This window comes from Mycobacteroides sp. PCS013 (genome assembly GCF_049532645.1).
Lineage (GTDB): Bacteria > Actinomycetota > Actinomycetes > Mycobacteriales > Mycobacteriaceae > Mycobacterium > Mycobacterium gwanakae.
Window position 1 is genome coordinate 559,838 of record NZ_CP150131.1, and the last position, 19,157, is coordinate 578,994.

The following is a 19,157-nucleotide window of genomic DNA, read 5'->3' on the forward strand; positions in this document are numbered from 1 at the left end:
TCTTCGCGCCGGCGCCTCATCGCACGATCATCGCACGCGGATGGGAACCGTCAGGGGCCTTCGCACATACGAGCCGTCCGCCCAGGTGACGCCGTCGAGATCGACCTCGAAATCCGGTATGCGGGTGAGTAGTTCCTCGAGCGCTACCCGAGACTGCATGCGTGCTGCTGCGGCCCCAAGACAGTGGTGATTTCCATGGCTGAAGGTGAGCAGCTTGCCTGGGTTCCGCAGGACGTTCAATTCGCCTGCATCATTGCCGTATTCGCGCTCGTCCCGGTTGGCACTGCCATAGAGCAGCAACGCACGCCGTCCCGCGGGAATCGTGGTGTCTCCGAAGGTGACGTCACGGGTTGCGGTGCGTGCCAGACCCTGCACCGGAGAGGTCAGGCGCAGGAATTCCTCCACGGCGCCCGGGATGAGCGATGGGTCTTCGATGAGCTTGCGGCGTTGGTCGGGGTACTGGTGCAAGAGTTGTATTGCACCGCCGAGCATTCCGGTGGTGGTGTCGTTACCGCCCGTCACCATGGTGAATGCGAATCCGAGGATCTGGAGCGTCCCGCTGATGTCTCCATCGGCGCCGACTCCGGCGGCGACGAGGTGGGACACGGTGTCGTCCTCGGGTTCGGCACGCCGCCGCTCGATGAGTCCGGTGAAATACATCATCAGTTCACCGATGGTCTGAGCGACCTCGCCCTGCATGGACTCGATGTCGATGGCACCGCCGGATGCCGCGGCGACGATGCCGTCGGTCCAGACATCGAACTGTGCACGGTCCTCCTCGGGGACCCCGAGGTAGTGCGCGACGACCATGGAGGGCAGTGGCTTGAACAGCTCGACGACGATATCGCCTTCGCCGCGTTCCTTGAGGCGCTCAAGGCGTTCCACCACGAACTCGCGCACCTTGGGTTCTACAGAGGTCACTTGGCGCGGTGTGAATCCGCGGGAGACGAGCTTGCGGAAGTTGGTGTGGGTGGGCGGGTCCTGCATGACCATGGGCGGATTGTCGCCCATGCCGGTCTTCTCGAGATCGCCGTACATGATGGTCAGACCCCGGGCCGAGGAGAACGTTTCCCAGTCACGCGCCGCCTCGTAGATGTCGGCGTGCCGAGTGAGCACGTAGTAGTCCTCGGTCGGGGCGTGCTCGGGTACCACGTGGTGCACCGGGTCGTGATCGCGAAGCGCCGTATACATCGGCCATGGATTGGTCCAGTTGTCGGATGCTCCGGGGATGTAGCGCGGCACAACTGCGTGAGACACATCGACTGACATGTCTTATGTGTAAGGCATGTGGCGTGGAGTGTCAACACTCTTTGTGAAACTAGACGAGCGTCCCAGGGTTCAGGATGCCTGCGGGGTCGAGCGCCTGCTTGATCCGGCGGTTGACTTCCAGCACCTCCGGCCCGACCTGGCCTCCCAACCATGGCTTCTTGAGCCGTCCCACTCCGTGCTCACCGGTGATAGTGCCTCCCAGGGAGATCGCCAGATTCATGATCTCGCCGAACGCGGCATGGGCGCGCTGCGACTCATCGGGGTCGTTGGGGTCGTGCACGATCAGTGGATGGGTGTTGCCGTCGCCGGCGTGCGCGATCACCGAGATGAGCAGCCCGTGTTGTGTGGCGATGGCTTCCACTCCTTCCACCAGCTCGGCGAGCTTGGGAAGCGGGACGCCCACATCTTCCAGCAGCAGCGGACCTTTCGCTTCCACCGCAGGGATTGCGAACCTGCGTGCCGCGACGAAGGCCTCGCCCTCGTTCTGGTCGTCGGTGGAAAAGACTTCGGCCGCATGGTGATCGGCAAATATCCGTGCCATTAGGTCGGCATCCTCTGCCGAGGTTCGACCGCGTTCATCCGAGCGGGCGACGAGCATGGCGGCGGCGGCGCGGTCCAGCCCCATCTTCAGTTTGTCCTCTACCGCGTTGATCGCCACCGAGTCCATGAATTCCAGCATCGACGGCCGGATCTGTGCGGTGATCGCCAGCACCGCGTCGGCCGCCTCGTGCACCGTATTGAACGTCGCCACCACGGTGCACGGCGGCGGTTGTGGGGGCAGTAGCCGCAGCGTGACCTCGGTGATCACTCCGAGGGATCCTTCGCTGCCGACGAAGAGTTTTGTAAGACTCAGTCCAGCAACATCTTTCAGTCGAGGTCCGCCCAGTCGCAGGATCGTGCCGTCGGCCAGGACGACGTGCATCCCCAGCACGTAGTCGGTGGTGACGCCGTACTTGACGCAGCACAGCCCGCCGGCGTTGGTCGCGATGTTGCCGCCGATGCTGCAGATCTCGAAGGATGATGGGTCCGGCGGATACCAGAGGCCGTGTTCGGCGGCGCTGGCCTTTACTTCCGCGTTGAGGGCGCCGGGCTGGGCGATCGCGACACGTGTGGTGGTGTCGATCGTGATAGCGCGCATCCGTTCGGTCGACAGCACGATGGCGCCGTCCTGGGCGGTCGACCCGCCGGACAGTCCTGTGCCCGCACCGCGGGGCACGACGGGGATGCGGTGGGTGCTGGCCCATTTCAGGGTCGCGGAGACCTGCTCCGTACTGCTGGGACGCACCACCGCGACAGGCGTTCCGGCGTCAGGATCGAAGGCGCGGTCCTGTCGATAGGAGGCGGTGATATCCGGATCGGTGATGACCGCACCCTCACCGAGGGTGGTTGCGAGCTCGTCGAGGGCGGTCTGGCTCATATCATTCGCGCCGTCGCGCCGGCGTCGATCGGCAGCACCGTTCCGGTGATGTGCGAGCTGGCTTCGTGAGCCAGGAACAACACGGCGCGGGTGACTTCCTCGGCTTTGAGGAAGGGCGCGTACTGCAGGTGCAGCGACGCGAAGACGGACTCGACGTCCTTGAGGGTCGGTTTGTCGAGGTCGGGGCGCATCATGCCGAAGACGAAATCGTTTTGTGTCATCGGGGTTTCGATGTTCCCCGGTGCGACGGCGTTGACGGTGATGCCGTAGCCGACGAGGTCATGCGCGGCGACCTTGGTCAGCCCGATGACGCCCCACTTCGACGACACGTACGAGGCCTGCGCCCACGTCGCACTGTGTCCGAGCATCGAGGAGACCGTGACGATCCGACCGTAGTTCCGCTTGATCATGCCGGGTGCCACGGCGGCGATGGTGTTGAAGGTTCCGGTGAGGTTGGTGCCGATGACCTCGTCCCATTGCGCAGACTCGACGTCGGGCAGCAGCGCGATGGTGCTGATACCGGCGTTGGTGATGGCGATATCGATTCCGCCGAGTGACTCCTCGGTCTCGGCGACAAACGCCTCCAGCGCTGCACGGTCTTTCACGTCGAGTTTGGCTGAGATGCACTGGCGTCCGGTCTTTTCGACCATCGCGACCGTCTCGGCCAAGTCGTCCTCGGTTGCCAGTGGATACCCCACGGCGTCGCTGTTCTCGCAGCGGTCACAGATCGCGATATCAGCGCCCGCCTCAGCCAGCGCCAGTGCGTGCGAACGCCCCATTCCGCGCGCGCCGCCGGTGATCAGTGCAGTTCTTCCCTCGAAATCAGCCACGGAGCCGACCCTACCGAGTGGGATCCTTTTGGGGCCGCTGTTCGTCCCGGTCCAACTCCCGCAAGACGGGCATCCGCGTGCTGGCGACGGCGATGAGGATCATGGGTATACCGATGATCGTCAAGGTCGACGCGACGCCGAACTTGTCGGCAATCGGGCCGGCGAGCATGAATCCGAGCGGCCCGGCGCAGTACGCGGTGGACGTCATGACGCCCACGACTCGCCCGCGCAAGTGTTCGGGGGAGCGGGTCTGCATCACGTAGTTGGCGATCGGCGCCACCGGTCCGTAGATGAAGCCCAGGCACGCGCCGAGTACCAGCAGCACCGCGATGGGTGGCAGAAGCGACATGCCCAGCGTGGTGATGCCGGCGGTGAAGGTGGCACACAGCATGATGGTGCGGCGTTGGACGTAGCGGACCATGGTGGCGTACCCGAGGGCGCCGAGCAGCCCGCCGACTGAGATGGCCATGAGTATCCAGCCGAGTTGCTGAGGTGTTCCGGCATCGCTGAAGTGCTTGGGCAGCAACACACTTTCGATCGGCAGGTACAGCGCCGTGATGGCCATGTCGATAAGTGCCAGGGTACGGAGGATCTTGACATTCCAGACGAACTTCAATCCCTCGACGACGCCGCTGACGACGCCGGTGGGCTTGGTTTCGGCAGCCGGTTTCCCGCTGCCATCGACCTTGAGAAAGGCGATGGCCACCACCGACACGACGAAGGTCGCAGCGGTGGCCCACATGGTGTTGACACCGCCGATGGAGGCGATCAGCAGACCTCCCAGACCTGGTCCCACGATGTAGGCGACGTTGAACACCGCTTCGTACATGCTGTTCATCCGGTCGAGCGACCAGCCGGCAGCCTTCGCCGCGGCAGGCAGCATTGATTCGCGTGCGGTGATCCCGGCGGGGTCGAAGATGGCGCCGAGCGCGGCAAGGCCCGCGAGCAGCGGCACGCTCAGCCCGGTCGTCATCGCCAGAATCGGTATGGCAGATACGGATAACAGCGAAAGTACGTCGGAGATTATCGACATCTTGCGTCGCCCGAAGAAGTCGACCGCGGTCCCCGAGATCAGGGTCGAGAAAACCAGCGGCAGGGTGCCAGCCGCGGCGACGATCGCGGCATCCGCGGCAGAGCCGGTGCGCTGCAGCACCAGCCAGGGGATCGCGACGATCGACACACCGTTGCCGATGGCGGCTACAACGGATGCGAAGAGCAGCAGGAGTACCGGCCGGCGATTCACCTGATCGATTGTCGGCGAATCCGCCGTCGGAGAGGACATGTCGCGGAAAAACGTAGCAGCGAGCTGGGCGGGTGGTCGAGCGAATTTCTTGGCTAGTTGGCCTGCACCGCTGCGCGGATGATTTGGGCGGTCGCTTCCAGGTTGGGATCGCGACGAACCATGAATCCCTTTGCGAAGGCAAGTTTGTCGCCTCCGCGTCGCGGCACCACGTGTAGGTGCGCGTGCATGACCGTCTGGAATGCGACGCGGCCGTCGTTGAGCGCCAGGTTGGTGCCATCGCTCTGCAGCTCCGAATCGCGCATGGCGTTGGCGATGCGCTGGCCCACCGTCATGATGGCGGCGGCGTCATCGGGCTTCAGATCCGTGAGGTCCTGTGCGTGGGCCTTCGGGATCACCAGGGTGTGTCCGCGGGTGATGGGGCGGATATCGAGGAAGGCGAGCGTCGTCTCGTCCTCGTACACACGGAATGATGGCGACTCGCCGGCGACAATGGCGCAGAAGACACACGACATGAGCACACCGTAGCGGGTCGGCAGATCAATTCACTTCTGTCACAGCTGTTTCAGGGCATGGCTGGGTGCCGATGGGCGAGATTAGCGTCCGAACATGTATTCGATTGGGGTGTTGGGGGCTGCGGTTGATGCCTTCTGTGCTGATGCGATCGATGCGTTGAGCGCTTCTGAGGCGTTGGCGGTGTTGGCCCGGTCAGAGTGGCGCAGCGTCGGCTCTGCGCTGCTGGGCTGGGGTTGGTGCCTGCGGTGACGCCCAAGCCTCGCCGGTTGAACTCGCTGGTACCTCTCATGCCGATGTTTTGTCTGGGCGGTTGCATGTCAGTAAGGGGGCGGCGCGGCGCCGGATCGCTGATGCTGACTGGTTGGCAACCCGACGGGCGGTGACCGGTGAGGTGTTGGCGCCCGTATTGCCCCGCACCGCTGCGGCCTTTGAGCGGGGTGAGATCGGGGGCGAACACGTGCGGATCGTGCGGCAGTTCTAGGACCGCCGTTGCCCAGACTGCCGGGACGCCCGCCCCGATCACGAAAGCCGCCAACAGGCCCGTGCTGGGGGGGGTGTTGGAGGCGGCCTTGATGCCTTCTGTGACCGGGTCTGCATCCGTGGTTTAGCTGTGCGCCACCTCACTCCCGAACGTAATTTCCCGGTGCTCGGCGCGCTCACAGACGACTTCGGCGCCATAATCCTATTGCGGGAGTGTCCCATTCGGGCGGTGGGCGCAATCCGCCTGACCGTCGCGCGTCTGATCGCGCCTAGAGAATCAACTTATAGATGACAGACTTCGTCTACCAGTTGCGAACCCTATCGCCCAGTCTTATCGTTTCTGCTATCAGGTTCACGGCGAGTGATCGCCAAGTGCCAACGTTGTCACCTGATCGAAGTTCGAATCTATCGCCAACTGGCAGAGCCTTTTTCGGCTCGCCTTGAGCGAACCAGACGGCAAAGATGAAAGGCACTCTGATACCCATGAGCAATCTGCTTAGCTACGACCAGATTCACACCATTGTGCGTGAGGAATTGGCCGAGGTGCTCGGCATCGAGACCGAGGAAGTCACGACGGCGCCGATGTCTGACCAGGGCGTAGAGTCGCTCGATATCGTCGAACTCCGGCGCAATCTGGAGTCGAAGTTCCGCGTTACCTTCCCGCGCAGCAACGTTCTCAGCGCTCTCGCTGATGAGCTTGGAGGTAAGGACCGCGTGTACGACGCGGAAGGTCGGATCACCAAGCTGGCTGAAGGTGCGTTGTATCAATCGGCGTTCGGCTACACGGCCGACGACTTCCAGGCCGGTGCTTGGCCGCACGAGGTTTCGGGGGCGACAACGACCGCCCATTGGGCGTCGATGGCGCATCGCCTCCTCAACCCTTCGGCTGGTCCGGTCACCGGCGATGAACTTCTGGTCGCCGATGTGCGGGAAGCACTTACTCAGGCCAACTCGGCTGTCGCATAGCGTCTTTAGCTAAAGCATCTTCACAGATGGAGCTACAGAAACAGTCACCTGACGACGACGATGTAGTCATCACAGGGATTGGACTTGTCGCGGGTACGGTTACCGATCCCGAGGAGCTATTTTGGCAGTTGAACGACGGTGCCTCCTTCATCCGGCAACACCAGGAGCATCGCGATGCTGAGTTGCCCGCGTCGGTTTCCGGGCATGTAGATGAGGAAACCGTGCGCAAGCTGGCGAGTGCCTTGCCGGAGCAGGCGGCTCGGGTTGGTGCGGCTGGTGTAATCGGATGGCATGCGGCAGTGGAGGCTTGGAAGCGCAGTGGCCTGCCTAACCTTGCGGGCAGCGACCGGGTCGGTGTGTTTGCCGCGTGCAACAAGCTCGCGTTCGCGCCGGACACACTCACGGATCTGTCTCGGCTCTATGACCGGCAAGCCGGCACGTTCGACCTCGACGCCTACCTGGACCATCGCGAGGCCGTATCGGATCTTCCGGATGATCTTCTACAGTTTCTTCCGGATACGCTGACCGCCTCTCTGGCCGAGTATTTCGGCCTCGGTGGACCGCTGGTGACTCATGCGGAGGCGTGTGCTGCGGGCGGTGTGGCGATCGGCAGCGGCTACCGGCATATTCGCTCCGGCGAATTGGATGTGGCGCTGGTCGGTGGCGCAGAGCGACTGACTACCTACAGCATCGTCACGGCTTTCGCTGCGCTCGGCGCGCTCGCCCCCACTGGTGACAAACCAAGCGCCGAGATAAGCAGGCCATTCGATAAGGCTCGCAACGGTTTCGTCATCGCCGACGGCGCCGCATTCCTTGTGCTGGAACGACGCTCGCACGCCGAAGCGCGTGGTGCACAGGCGCTGGCAAGAGTCGCCGGCTACACGGGCACCGCCGAAGCAGTACGGATAACCTCAAGCGAGCGGGACGGTGCGACATACGCGGCATGTATGCGTGCCGCGATCGCTGATGCCGGTCTGAATCCGTCAGACATACATCATGTGAACGCTCACGGGACGGGTACGCAAGCCAACGACGAGTGTGAAGCTGCAGCTCTGCACTTGGTGTTCGGTGCCGACGCGGCCTCAATTCCGTTGACCAGCACCAAGTCCTCGCTCGGTCATGGATTTGCGGCAAGCGGCGCGATCGAAGCCGTGCTGTCTGCGATGAGCTTGCGTGAACAGGTTATTCCGCCCACGCTGAATTTCAGCGAGCCGGACGATGTCACCAAAGGGCTCGACGTAGTCACCAAGGCCCGGCACTGTGAGTTCGACACCGTGCTCTCCAACTCCTTCGGCTTTGGCGGCATGAACTGCACACTAATCCTGGCAAAGGAAGCGTGACACTCGATGAATCAGCGGTTGGCGGTAGGACTGTGCAATCCAGGCTTGTATTCCGCAACCGGGCTCGGCGTGGAGGCCGTATGGGAAGCACTGCGAATAGGAAAAAAGAGCACTGTCCCAAACGAATTCATGTTCGGACCGTGGTCCGAGATTCCTGAAGTCTTCGCCGTTCCCGATCCAGATGCATCGACGCTTGGTATCCACCGAAAAGCACTGCGCACGACGGTGAAACAAACTCGCTTGGCGATGTATGGGGCTCAACTGTCACTGAAGGGCATCTCGGACGTGGGCCGCCCTGAGTGGGGCGCCTATCTCGGCTTACCTATGGTTCTCAGTCCGCTACTGCCGCAATGTGATACGCCTGACCTTGACGAGGTGGCGCAAGACCCCCAGAAGATCGCCGAGCTGTATCTTCGAGATATTCCACCGTTCTTCGCGCTGACAGATTCGAACAACACGGTGGCTGGCCATATCGCAATCCTGTTTGGGTTGACCGGCCCCACGTCGGTGTATTCGCCCTTCTCCGATGCAGGCATGCAGGCGCTGATCGAAGGTGCACTCGCAGTTGCGGAAGGCGATTGTGAGACTGCGTTGGTCGGCGCGGTAAGCCCGTCTATATCCCCTTGGTTGGCATTGCAATACGACGATCTGGAGTGGAACGGAGCGATCCCCGGCGAAGCGGCGGCATTCTTCAGCGTCGGGCAGTCCAGCGATGTTGTACTTACGGGCTACAGCCGCGGGTTCGCTACCAGTCAGAATCGCCCCGAGGTGCTTGCGGAGACGCTGCGAAATGCGTTGCGCATGGCCGAATTATCGGTTGAGGACGTGGGCTGGATACTGGCCGACAGCCCATGGACAGACGAGGTGGCTCACGCTCAGCATGCCGCGATTAGCGGCGTGTTCAACGATCAGGCGCCGGTGTTCTCCGCGGAGCAGGCCATCGGAGTTACCGGACCGGCACAGCCCTTGGTACACGTGTTGTTGGCCCGGCACGGACTGCTTCGCGGGCTGCGGCTGTTCCCGGCGAACGGAAACGGCGACGATGCCGTGGCCGAAGAATCACTGTCGAACAATCAGGCGGTTGTGGTGCTCAGTTGCGGTGTCCAAGGACAGGTTTGCGCTGTCGTAGTGGAGAAGGTGGCGCGATGAGCGATGTGAACCAGCCCCGGCACGGCAATCGTGTATTGGTGACGGGCCTTGGCGTGGTCTGTGGCCTTGGCATGAACTGGCAGTCCATGTGGGATGGATTGGTAAACGGGCGTTCGGCAATACAGGCATGGTCGCCGCCCGATGTTCCGAACTTCCCCGTCGGCTATGCGGCACCGGTAGACGACCAAGCGTTTACCGCGTTGTTTCCCGATTTCGGTGCGCCGATGGAGAGGCGCACCCGGTTTGGCCTCGCCGCCGCGCAGCAAGCACTGGAGGACGCCGGTGTGACGAACGCTGAGGCACTGGGCCGAGTCGGTGTTTCGATCGCCTCGGAAATGCCAGAACGTGAATCGGGAGAGTTGTTGAGTGCGTATGTCGATGGCGTCGTGGACTGGAAGCGCGTACACGAACAACAGATCGGACTTGACCGGTCCCACGCGCCGTTGGCCACCGGCGATGCCTTGGCGACCGAAATCGCTACGCGCTCTGGCCTAGCTGGTCCCACGCTGAACCTCAATACGGCGTGCGCCGGGGCAACACACGCACTCGGGCACGGCTTCCGGATGATCCGGCGCGGAGAAACGGATGCCGTGATCGCCGGGGGAGCGGTTAGCCCACTGAATCTGCCGATAATGACGAGTCTGTACCTGCTCGGCGCCCCATCAACATCAAAACTCTACGGCGACAGACTATGTCGGGCATTTGACCGCGATCGCAGTGGGATGGTCACGGCCGAGGGGGCAGCAATGGTGCTCTTGGAGAGCGAGTCGTCGGCACTGGCGCGCGGTGCGCATGTGTACGGCGAGGTGGCGGGATTCGGCAGCTCGCTGGACGCATATCAGGTCACCGCACCCCACCCGCAAGGAGGCGGGTCGGTTTTGGCGATGCAGCGTGCCCTCGCCGATGCTGGAGTCGCACCGTCCGAGGTGGGTTATGTAAGTGCGCACGGTACATCCACCCCGCTGAGCGACGCGGCCGAGACGGCGGCGATCAAGGAAGTGTTCCGCGCCGGTGAGCATTACCGCTCACTCATGGTCAGCTCTATCAAGACGATGCTGGGCCACATGCTCGCCGCGGCGGGCGCCCAGCAGCTGATATCGACGGTGCTGTCGCTGCGCGACGGAATCATCCCGCCGACGCTCAACCTGGAGAACCCCGACCCGGCCTGTGACCTTGATTATGTGCCGGGTCAGGCCCGCAAGGCCGATGTCGAGGTGGCAATCAACAACTCGCTCGGGTTCGGTGGGCTCAACGCTGCTCTGGTGGTACGCCGTTATGACAACTGAACATTCAGATCAATCAATAGTCGTGACGGGAACCGGCGTGGTACTGCCGACGGGTCGTCACATCACGCCCTTGTGGGATGCCTGGACTGACGGAAAACCGGCTATTTCGCCGTACCTCGATCCGCTGGTCTCCACGCGCCGGATCACGCATTTCGGCCATGTACCGGCCGAGGTCGTGGAGCAAAGCCGGGAAGCGGTGCCACACAGACAGCGGAAATACGGCACCCCGTACACCTTCAACGCGGTATTGGCAGCTCAAGATGCGATCATCGAGGCTGGACCAGGCTGGGCGACCATCGATGATCATCGACGCGGACTATTTGTCGCACAGGACAATTCCACTACACCGAGCATCGGAACCTTCGCGCGAGGACTGACACAACTGGGTGAGGGCCGCGAAATCGATTTCGGCGCAGTGACAAACGAGCTACTCATGAACGGAGGGCTTGATCCGTTCACCATCATTCATGCCCTCAACAACAACACGCTCGCGCTGGTAAGCATCGTCCATGAGCTCCGCGGGGATTGCGCAGCGCTGGTCCAGGGCGAATCTGCGGCAGTCACCGCGCTGCAACGAGCCAAGTTCAGTCTGCGTAACGGGCATTGCGATATCGCGCTGGTGGTGGGTGCAGGCAGCTACAACGAACCACTCACGCTGGCCGGGCATTACCGCCTGGGCCATCTCAGTAAAGATGCTGGCGGCGACGGCCAGCTGCGGAGTTTCGATAGTGCGCAAGACGGAACGATCCTGAGTGAAGGCGCGGTAGCGCTGGTGTTGGAACGCTCGCGAGACGCGACCGCCCGCGGTGCCACACCGCTGGTCCAATTATGTGACACGGTTGTCGTTTCGGGCAGCCGCGGCGCCGGGCCCGCACACGTCGCTGGCCGTTATGAAGGCATGCTGCACCAGAACGGGATTGGCACAGAGCAACTCGGTGCGGTGCTGGCCGACGGCAAGGCGGCCCCCGGCTACGACACCGCCGAGATCGAACTGCTCACCACCTTGTTCAAGGGCAGTGGCATACCCGTATCGACCGTTCGGCCGATAACCGGTACGCCAGGTGCGGCCGGCCCGCTGGTCGATATTGCACTCGCTGGGCAAATTTTCACCGAAAATACTCTGCCGGCAATCGCCCATCTCGGAGATCCACTGTCTGATCAGCTCGAGTTCGTACGGGGCGGACCCCGAAAGCAGCGGATCGACTCAGTTCTGGGCACCTATACCAACTTCAACGGAATCTCCAGTGCGGTACTGGCCAAACGTCCAGACACAGCGGGCGCGGCGTGAACATCAGGACCACTTGAGCATCACAAACCAGGGAGAAACGTGTCTTTGAGCGGCAAAGAGTTTGAAGGTCAGGTTGCACTTGTCACCGGGGCCTCACGCGGAATCGGACGTTCCATCGCATTGGCGCTTGCCGAACATGGGGCGGATATCGCAGTGCACTACGGAAACTCGAAACCGGCAGCAGAAGAGGTCGCCGAAAAAATATCCGCGTTGGGTAGACGGGTCCTCCTCTGTCAGGGCGACATAGCCGATCCCGCAGTACCCGAGCTGCTAGCGGATACCGTGCACGCCGAATTCGGCCGGATCGACGTCCTTGTGAACAACGCGGGCACTCACGGAGCCGGACTGCTCCTTGACATCGCCCCGGATTATCTCGAGGAGACGGTGGCTACCAACCTCCTGGGCCCCATCCGGATGACGAAAGCTGTCGTCGCGCACATGCTGGGCCAGCGATACGGACGAATCATCAATATTTCATCCGTGGCCGCCGGCAAGCCCGATAGCGGCCAATCTAGTTATGCCGCAACCAAAGGTGGCTTGGAGTCGTTCACCAAAGCCATAGCCGTTGAGTTCGCGTCGCGAAACATCATCTCGAACGCGGTGGCGCCAGGCGTCATCTACACCGACATGGCGGAGATTACGCGTACCCATGTCCCTGCCACCTTCGAACGCTTGAAGGCCCAGATACTGGCCAAAGACTTTGCAAAGCCGGAAGTAGTTGCCAACGCCGTCCTGTACCTCGCGAGCCCCCACAACACCTACATCACGGGCGAGGTTCTACATATCGACGGCGGATACAAGATGAAGTAGCGACGAAAGCCGAAGAGCGCGAACGTATCACAATTTCTCAGACAGCATCCGCTGGGTTTCATCACAGACGGGCGCCTCGACAGACTAAGGAGGACAGGTGCGCAGGACCGATGAGTTACTGCCTGGCAATCCTTGGCTGCGCAGGCTCCGCGACGGGAGCGGTGCGACGCGGGTGATCTGTTTCCCCCATGCAGGCGGTTCCGCCAGTTACTTCAGGGGATTGGCGAAGATGCTGCCCGTCGACACCGAAGTGCTCGCCGTGCAATACCCGGGACGGGGAAATAGATTGCGCGAGCGGCCGATAGAGTCAGTGCCCCTGCTCGCAGAAGGCATCGCATCGGCCCTACCCGCTAGCGATAAGCAAGACGTACTGTTCGGTCATAGCCTCGGTGGCCATATAGCGTTCGAGGTGGCGCAGCGGCTGCCTGTTCGCAAACTTGTGGTGTCCGGGATAGTGGCACCGTCCAAGGTGGTCGATCTCGGTTATCGCCTACTCGACGAGGCCGAAGGAATCGAAAGAATAGCGGCTCTGGGTGGCTTGCCACCCGAGATCCTCAACGACCCCTCGGCCCTCAGCGCTCTTTTACCGGTGCTGCGAAGCGATTTCACGGCCGGCGAGACATACACCCCACCGCCCGACGCGACCGTCGGTTGCGATATCACCGCGCTCATCGGTGACCACGACGTCTTGGCCCCACAGGAGCGGGTGAGTTCGTGGCGCGAACACACACGTGGCAATTTCGATCTGCAGGTATTCCGCGGCGGCGGGCATTTCTACTTGGAAGACCACATCGACGAAGTAAGCGCCTGCCTCGTTCGGGCGTTCAACGTCAGCCCAATCATCTAGGCGACGATGCAAAAAGCTACTGCCGGAGAATTTCTGACCCCACTGGGAAAGCGAGGAAATGTGTACAACTACATCGTCACGTCCCCCGGGCAAGGTGTGCAGAAGCCGGGCATGCTCGATCCTTGGCTAACCCTGTCCGCTGCCCGCGATCGCATCGCTATCTGGTCTGACGCGGTCAAGTTCGACTTGGTGACCGCCAGCAGAGATGAGAATTCTTTGCGGGATACCGCCGTCGCTCAGCCTGTCATCATCGCGGCGGCGCTGCTGTCACTGAGCTTGCTGCGCGAGAAAGTCGATATCTCCGGAGACAGCGCGCTGTTCGCCGGCCACTCGGTGGGCGAGCTCGCGGCTGGGGTGGGCGCGGGCTATCTGACTGATGAGGCCGCCCTGACGTTGGCCGGCGTGAGGGGCGGTGCGATGTCATCGGCATGCGCCCTCGCCACTACCGGTATGGCCGCGGTGATGCCGACGAAAAGGGGCGGCGCGTCAGATGACGAGATTGTGGCGAAGACGCATGAACATGGCCTCTCAACGGCCAACCGTAATGGCTGCAACCAGTTCGTCGTCGCCGGACCCCTCGACGCTGTCGAGCATTTTGCGGATGCGCCACCCGAGGGCATGCGCGTCATGAAACTGGATGTGGCGGGCGCCTTTCACACATCGGCGATGGATTCCGCGATATCACCGTTTGCGGACGCAGTGAATAGCTGTCCGGTTTCGGCTCCGTCATCTCCCATGATCGGCAATAGCGACGGAGCGATCATCGCAGGTCCATCGGACTTCAAGAAGCGGTTGATCGCCCAGATCAACTCGGTGGTCCGTTGGGACCTCTGCGCTGCCGCGATCGCCGCGGCAGGAACCGCCGACACCCTGTTCATCGAACTAGCACCGAGCGGACCGTTGACCCGTCTGGCGGAACGTTTGGACGCAAAATTTCAGACTGTCGCCATCCGCGAGCCAGGGGACGTGGAGCTGCTTTCCGGCGAGTTTGCGATTGATTAGCCAAGTTCCGTGCGAACACTATGCGTAACAGGGCGAATAGCCAAGAAAGGAGGCAACGTGACAGACACGCGACCGCATCAGGACACGGTGGACGCGCCTGGCGAGCCAATTCGTCCACTTAGCCGCCTGGAGACATACTTCACTTTTGGGTTTGGTCATTTCGGCGGTCAGTCAATGCTCATCTCGGGGGATTTAAATATCGAGGCGCTGAATGACACTTGTATTGAGATGCAGCTCCGCCACGAATCCCTGCGAAGCATCATCCGTAAGAATGATCAAGTCCCCGAGTTTGTGGCGACGCACCAACCGCCCAAATCGATCCGCGTATTCGAGGGAGAAGACCTTGAGACCCGGTCCACTGGGCGTGAGGCCGTATTCGATCAGACGCAGCAGCTTTTCTATGTCGATCTGCTTCTCGGGGACGGCCAGGCCCGCATAACGTTCTTCGTCCACCACTCAATCGCGGACGGCCGTCATGGATCTGCGATCCTCATCGAGTTTTGGAGCCTTTACGTTCAGCGCATCGAGGAAGGGCAGTTCCCGCCGATCCTCACCCAAAAATTCCCGCAGTCGGGGGAGTACTTCCTGAACCGCACTCAGTATCCGGGCGCGGATCCGAGCGTGAAGGCGGATGAAGTATTGCGTGTGCCGCTGTGGGATGAGGCCGCGCTTGCCCAGAAACTCCCGCCCCCTCGGGAGCCCGCGCTCGCCAAACAGATGCAGTTGGAAAAACTCGGCAGAGCAAACCTCGCCCGCCTCGGCAATATCGAAAGCATCTCGATCAACGCGCTTGTATCCGCAGCTCTGATTCGTGCGCATGTCCGCGCTGGCGACCCAGTCCCACTGTATTTCTATCCGGTGGATCTTCGCGACTGTGTGGCGCCTCCGGTTGCCCCCACCGAAGCGACCAACTTGCTCTCCAACGCATGGTTCGGCGATGTTGAGATCGGCCCGGACCTCGTCACACTCGCCAGAAAGATACATGTCCAATTCGACAGGGACTTAGCGGACGGCACAATTCACCGAACGCGAGTTAGAAATGAGCCAACGAAGCTTCTTGCTGATAGGTCTTTTGGTGGCGCAATTCATGCCACTCAGCTAGGTCGAATTCGTGTTCCCCGCCTACCGGGGAATCTGGTCGTAGACGACATCACATCCAGTCATGCATCGGCATTGGGGCCAGCTATTTATACGTTCTTGTACGGTCGGGAGGTTTCGGTGTACACGATTGACTCGCTGAATCAACGACTGCGGGTGGGTTTCCTAGCCGGAAGTTACGAAAAGAGCGATGAGCTTCTTGCGTACATCGAAGACGAACTGACCGCGGCGATAGACGCTCGCATCTGATGGCGTTCCATCGAGGGCTCGGTGCGTTCGGGCGCAAGGTCATCCGACACGGCTGGTTGGTCGTGGTGATAGCGGTCGTGGCCTCGCTTGCATCCGTATCCGTGGTGAAGGTGCGCGCGCTATCTGCCCCGTCGGGGCCGGTGGTGAGTCCGAAGGGTGCACCGAAGCTCCCGTCGTTCGCTCCCAAGCATGTGGTCTACATGGTGTTCGGGGAATCCGCGGACACAGGGACGCTCACTTACCTAGACGTCGACAGCAGACCACACCGTGTCGACTTCACGACGTTGCCTTGGACGCACGAAGAAGTGACGACCCGCACGTCGATGTTGGCCAATCTCATGGCGCAGTCGACGGGGGATCAGCTCGGTTGCAGGATCATCGTCAACGGCGAGGTTCGCGACGAACAGGTCCAGAGTCGCGAGCAGGGATCGGTCGCATGCAAGGTGAAGTCGGCATGACCACCGCACGAGACGACGTGACGCGTGGGTAACAAGCATGTGGGGCCCGACCGCGGCGAAAGGCGCCCTTTCATCGCGCACGCTGTTCGGGTGCTCGCGATCCCGATCGTCCTCTTCTGGGTCGGCGCTGCCGTTGCGGCTAGCTTGTTAGTCCCCAAGCTCGACGGCGTGACAAAGCAACACGCAGGGCCGATGGTTCCCCTGGATGCGCCTTCGCAGCGCGCAATGCTGCACATTGGCGAGAAGTTTCAAGAATCGACTTCCACGAGCCTCGCCTACATCCTGCTGGAGACCGAGGGGCGAATACTGGGGGATGCCGACCACAAGTACTACGACGAGTTAATCCGTTTGCTCGACGCGGACAAGCAGCATGTTCAGTTCATCATGAACATGTGGGGTAAGCCGATCACGGCCGCGGGCAGTCAGAGCCCCGACAACAAGGCCGCCTACGTGATGCTGCGTTTGGTCGGCGATATCGGCGAGGCCGCCGCCAACGAGTCCACCATCGCACTACGCAAGACGGTGCAAAATACCCTTGAGCGAACCCCGCCTCCACCCGGACTCAAGGTGTACGTCTCCGGGGCGGCGCCGCTGTCTGCGGACCTGCTTGACGCCGGCGACAAAAGCATGAAGCGTGTCCTGCTTTTCACGGTTGCCGTCATCATCATCATGCTTGTCTTGGTTTACCGCTCCATTGCATGCGTAGTACTGATATTACTCACCGTCGCCTTCGAATTCACGGTGTCCAACGGCATTGTTTCCTTTTTCGTGGTTCACAACGTCATCGGCATTTCGACATTCGCGACCAGCATGGTCGAGTCACTTATCATTGCAGCCGGAACAGATTACGGGATATTTCTGCTCGGCAGATATCACGAGGCACGTAATGCGGGCGAGGACCGGGACCGCGCGTTTTACACAACGTTTCACGGAGTGTCGCACGTCATTTTGGGGTCGGGGCTCACCATTGCGGGGGCGTGCCTCTGCCTTGGTTTTGCGCGGCTTGGCTACTTCAATACGATGGGGCCGGCCTGCGCCATCGCCATGTTGGTCACTGTCGCAGCGGCGTTGACGCTCGGCCCGGCTCTGCTCGCAATCGCAAGTAAATTTGGCCTTCTCGACCCGAGATCGACCCGGCAGTCCCGGGGATGGCGCAGGGTAGGCACGATCGTCGTGCGCTGGCCAAAGCCAGTCCTCGTTGCCTCAAGTGCAGCAGTACTGGTGGGGGCCGTCTTTCTGCCGTCCTACCGAGTGAGCTATAACGAGCGGGCCTTCCAGCCGGTGAACACGCCCGCTAACGCCGGATTCATGGCCTCGGACCGGCATTTCGCGGGCGGGAAACTGAACTCAGAAATGCTCTTGATCGAGTCCGACCACGATATGCGAAACCCTGCCGATTTCATCTCACTCGATCATATCGCCAAGACCATCTTCCACACTCCGGGGATTGCCCAAGTTCAAGGCATCACCCGGCCGGAGGGCCGTCCGATGGAGCGCGCGTCAATCGCGAACATACTGGCGGGACAAGGTAGTAGCAGTGGTCAACAGCTGCCATTTACCGAGAACCAAGTAGCAGATTTAGATAACCAAGTGGCCGTCATGGATCACACCATCTCGATCATGCAGACAATTCTTGGGCTCATGGATCAAATGACGCAACTCACCCATGACATGGTGGGGACAATGGAGGAGATGAAGGCACTCGCTGACCAGGTGGAAATAAACATCAGCGCCGTCGACGATTTCCTCAGACCTATTAAGAACTACTACTACTGGGAACCGCACTGCGCGGACATCCCCATTTGCTGGATGGGGCGGTCGATGTTCGAGTCGATGGACAGCATCGACGGGATGACGGCACTGACAGCGGAGGCGCTGGCCTCCATGCAGGTCATGGACCAGCTGCTGCCCCGCATGCTTGCCCAGACACGCATGGCATTAAGTGACATGACCATCATGCGCGGGATGATGGTCAAGTCACGCGGCACCCAGGCGCTGAACACCTACACCGCGGCCGACGACGCAAACGACATGATCGATATCGGTCAGGATTTTGACGATTCTCGTAATGATGACCTCTTCTATGCGCCGAAATATATCTTCAGCAACACCGACTTCCAGGTCGCTCTCCGGTTTCTTGTTTCGCCGGACGGTACGGCGGCGAGGTTCATCATCAACCATGACGGTGAGGCCCTGAGCCCCGAGGGGGTAGCCCATGTTAATGCCATCGAAAAGGCCGCCTATGAGGGGCTGAAAGGCACATCTCTCGCCGGGGCGAAGATCTACCTCGGAGGCTCGGCCTCGAATTATCGAGACATCGAACAATATGTAAAGTCCGATCTGCTGATCGCGGCTATCGCCTCGTTCACTTTGATCTTCATCATAATGCTGATCATCACGAGGAGCATTATTGCCGCGTGCACCATTATCGGCACCGTAGCCTTCTCCTTCTCGGGAGCTTTTGGATTGGGCGTATTGATTTGGCAGCACATAGTTGGCTTGAACCTGCACTGGATGGTCCTGCCTCTTGCCTTTATCCTCTTGGTCGCGGTGGGTTCGGATTATAATCTGCTGTTAATCGCACGTATGAAGGAAGAATTGCACGGCGGAATCCAGACTGGGATCATACGGTCGGTCGGGTCAACCGGTGGTGTTGTGACAGCCGCCGGTTTGGTATTCGCATTCACCATGCTGTCCATGGTGCCGAACGATCTACGCGCCATCTCGCAAGTGGGCTCGATTATCTGTGTAGGCCTTCTGCTTGACACCCTGATTGTGCGCTCGTTCATCGTCCCAGCTATCGCCAGGATTCTGGGCCCATGGTTCTGGTGGCCGCGGATCGTGCGTTGGCGCCCGCCGGCGGGTACGTCCGGCACCACCCTCGCGAATGCCCGGAATGGAACATGATGTCG

Annotated in this window: 16 protein-coding genes and 1 pseudogene; 12 read left to right on the forward strand and 5 right to left on the reverse strand. The window is 61.2% G+C overall.

Features of this window, described 5'->3' with window-relative positions:
• Positions 1-27: 27 nt before the first annotated feature.
• From RHO23_RS02830 to RHO23_RS02850, 5 genes are read right to left on the reverse strand one after another with little or no spacing between them, the layout of a single operon-like run.
• Positions 28-1,269, reverse strand: coding sequence for a cytochrome P450 (locus RHO23_RS02830; protein ID WP_057969281.1), 1,242 nt, complete (start codon positions 1,267-1,269; stop codon positions 28-30).
• Between the two features lie 49 nt (positions 1,270-1,318).
• Positions 1,319-2,686 carry an FAD-binding oxidoreductase gene (locus tag RHO23_RS02835; protein WP_057969282.1) on the reverse strand — a complete coding sequence of 456 codons (1,368 nt, stop codon included), beginning with the start codon at positions 2,684-2,686 and terminating at the stop codon, positions 1,319-1,321.
• The gene (locus RHO23_RS02840; RefSeq protein WP_057969283.1) at positions 2,683-3,516 is read right to left on the reverse strand and encodes a mycofactocin-coupled SDR family oxidoreductase; all 834 of its coding nucleotides are present in this window, start codon (positions 3,514-3,516) and stop codon (positions 2,683-2,685) included. The genes RHO23_RS02835 and RHO23_RS02840 overlap by 4 nt, the downstream gene beginning before the upstream one ends.
• Positions 3,517-3,526: 10 nt before the next feature.
• Positions 3,527-4,798: an MFS transporter gene (locus RHO23_RS02845; protein WP_057969284.1), complete on the reverse strand. Its 1,272-nt coding sequence runs from the start codon at positions 4,796-4,798 to the stop codon at positions 3,527-3,529.
• A 53-nt stretch (positions 4,799-4,851) separates the two neighbouring features.
• Positions 4,852-5,271: an HIT family protein gene (locus RHO23_RS02850; RefSeq protein WP_005116307.1), complete on the reverse strand. Its 420-nt coding sequence runs from the start codon at positions 5,269-5,271 to the stop codon at positions 4,852-4,854.
• 94 nt (positions 5,272-5,365) lie between these two features.
• Here RHO23_RS02850 and RHO23_RS02855 point away from each other — a divergent pair.
• The 12 genes and pseudogenes from RHO23_RS02855 to RHO23_RS02910 form a co-directional block, all read left to right on the forward strand.
• Positions 5,366-5,750: pseudogene (locus RHO23_RS02855) on the forward strand (DUF222 domain-containing protein); the annotation flags it as partial.
• A gap of 464 nt (positions 5,751-6,214) precedes the next feature.
• Positions 6,215-6,718, forward strand: a complete 504-nt coding sequence (locus tag RHO23_RS02860) for a phosphopantetheine-binding protein (RefSeq protein WP_030094851.1) — start codon at positions 6,215-6,217, stop codon at positions 6,716-6,718.
• A 26-nt stretch (positions 6,719-6,744) separates the two neighbouring features.
• The gene (locus tag RHO23_RS02865) at positions 6,745-8,058 is read left to right on the forward strand and encodes a beta-ketoacyl-[acyl-carrier-protein] synthase family protein (protein ID WP_064408158.1); all 1,314 of its coding nucleotides are present in this window, start codon (positions 6,745-6,747) and stop codon (positions 8,056-8,058) included.
• A 6-nt stretch (positions 8,059-8,064) separates the two neighbouring features.
• Positions 8,065-9,207, forward strand: coding sequence for a beta-ketoacyl synthase N-terminal-like domain-containing protein (locus RHO23_RS02870; protein ID WP_057968722.1), 1,143 nt, complete (start codon positions 8,065-8,067; stop codon positions 9,205-9,207).
• On the forward strand, positions 9,204-10,493 hold the full coding sequence (locus RHO23_RS02875; RefSeq protein ID WP_057965147.1) for a beta-ketoacyl-[acyl-carrier-protein] synthase family protein: 1,290 nt from the start codon (positions 9,204-9,206) through the stop codon (positions 10,491-10,493). The genes RHO23_RS02870 and RHO23_RS02875 overlap by 4 nt, the downstream gene beginning before the upstream one ends.
• Positions 10,494-10,515: 22 nt before the next feature.
• Positions 10,516-11,781: a beta-ketoacyl synthase N-terminal-like domain-containing protein gene (locus RHO23_RS02880; protein ID WP_057968721.1), complete on the forward strand. Its 1,266-nt coding sequence runs from the start codon at positions 10,516-10,518 to the stop codon at positions 11,779-11,781.
• Positions 11,782-11,820: 39 nt separating this feature from the next.
• The gene (locus RHO23_RS02885) at positions 11,821-12,591 is read left to right on the forward strand and encodes an SDR family NAD(P)-dependent oxidoreductase (protein WP_030094856.1); all 771 of its coding nucleotides are present in this window, start codon (positions 11,821-11,823) and stop codon (positions 12,589-12,591) included.
• A 97-nt stretch (positions 12,592-12,688) separates the two neighbouring features.
• Entirely contained in the window at positions 12,689-13,438 is a 750-nt protein-coding gene (locus tag RHO23_RS02890) for a thioesterase II family protein (protein WP_057968719.1), read from the forward strand.
• A gap of 60 nt (positions 13,439-13,498) precedes the next feature.
• Positions 13,499-14,440: an ACP S-malonyltransferase gene (locus RHO23_RS02895; RefSeq protein ID WP_057968718.1), complete on the forward strand. Its 942-nt coding sequence runs from the start codon at positions 13,499-13,501 to the stop codon at positions 14,438-14,440.
• A 57-nt stretch (positions 14,441-14,497) separates the two neighbouring features.
• Entirely contained in the window at positions 14,498-15,787 is a 1,290-nt protein-coding gene (locus tag RHO23_RS02900) for a phthiocerol/phthiodiolone dimycocerosyl transferase family protein (protein WP_081343198.1), read from the forward strand.
• Positions 15,787-16,245 (forward strand): MmpS family transport accessory protein, encoded by a 459-nt coding sequence (locus RHO23_RS02905; RefSeq protein WP_057968717.1) that lies wholly within the window; start codon positions 15,787-15,789, stop codon positions 16,243-16,245. The genes RHO23_RS02900 and RHO23_RS02905 overlap by 1 nt, the downstream gene beginning before the upstream one ends.
• Before the next feature lie 24 nt (positions 16,246-16,269).
• Entirely contained in the window at positions 16,270-19,152 is a 2,883-nt protein-coding gene (locus RHO23_RS02910; protein WP_057968716.1) for an RND family transporter, read from the forward strand.
• Positions 19,153-19,157: the final 5 nt, after the last annotated feature.

Excerpts from the sequence above, each read along its gene's own strand:
- RHO23_RS02830 (WP_057969281.1), bottom strand. The coding sequence starts at position 1,269 with ATGTCAGTCGATGTGTCTCACGCAGTTGTGCCGCGCTACATCCCCGGA.
- RHO23_RS02875 (WP_057965147.1), top strand. The coding sequence starts at position 9,204 with ATGAGCGATGTGAACCAGCCCCGGCACGGCAATCGTGTATTGGTGACG.
- RHO23_RS02865 (WP_064408158.1), top strand. The coding sequence starts at position 6,745 with ATGGAGCTACAGAAACAGTCACCTGACGACGACGATGTAGTCATCACA.
- RHO23_RS02850 (WP_005116307.1), bottom strand. The coding sequence starts at position 5,271 with ATGTCGTGTGTCTTCTGCGCCATTGTCGCCGGCGAGTCGCCATCATTC.
- RHO23_RS02860 (WP_030094851.1), top strand. The coding sequence starts at position 6,215 with ATGAAAGGCACTCTGATACCCATGAGCAATCTGCTTAGCTACGACCAG.
- RHO23_RS02905 (WP_057968717.1), top strand. The coding sequence starts at position 15,787 with ATGGCGTTCCATCGAGGGCTCGGTGCGTTCGGGCGCAAGGTCATCCGA.
- RHO23_RS02845 (WP_057969284.1), bottom strand. The coding sequence starts at position 4,798 with ATGTCCTCTCCGACGGCGGATTCGCCGACAATCGATCAGGTGAATCGC.
- RHO23_RS02870 (WP_057968722.1), top strand. The coding sequence starts at position 8,065 with ATGAATCAGCGGTTGGCGGTAGGACTGTGCAATCCAGGCTTGTATTCC.
- RHO23_RS02835 (WP_057969282.1), bottom strand. The coding sequence starts at position 2,686 with ATGAGCCAGACCGCCCTCGACGAGCTCGCAACCACCCTCGGTGAGGGT.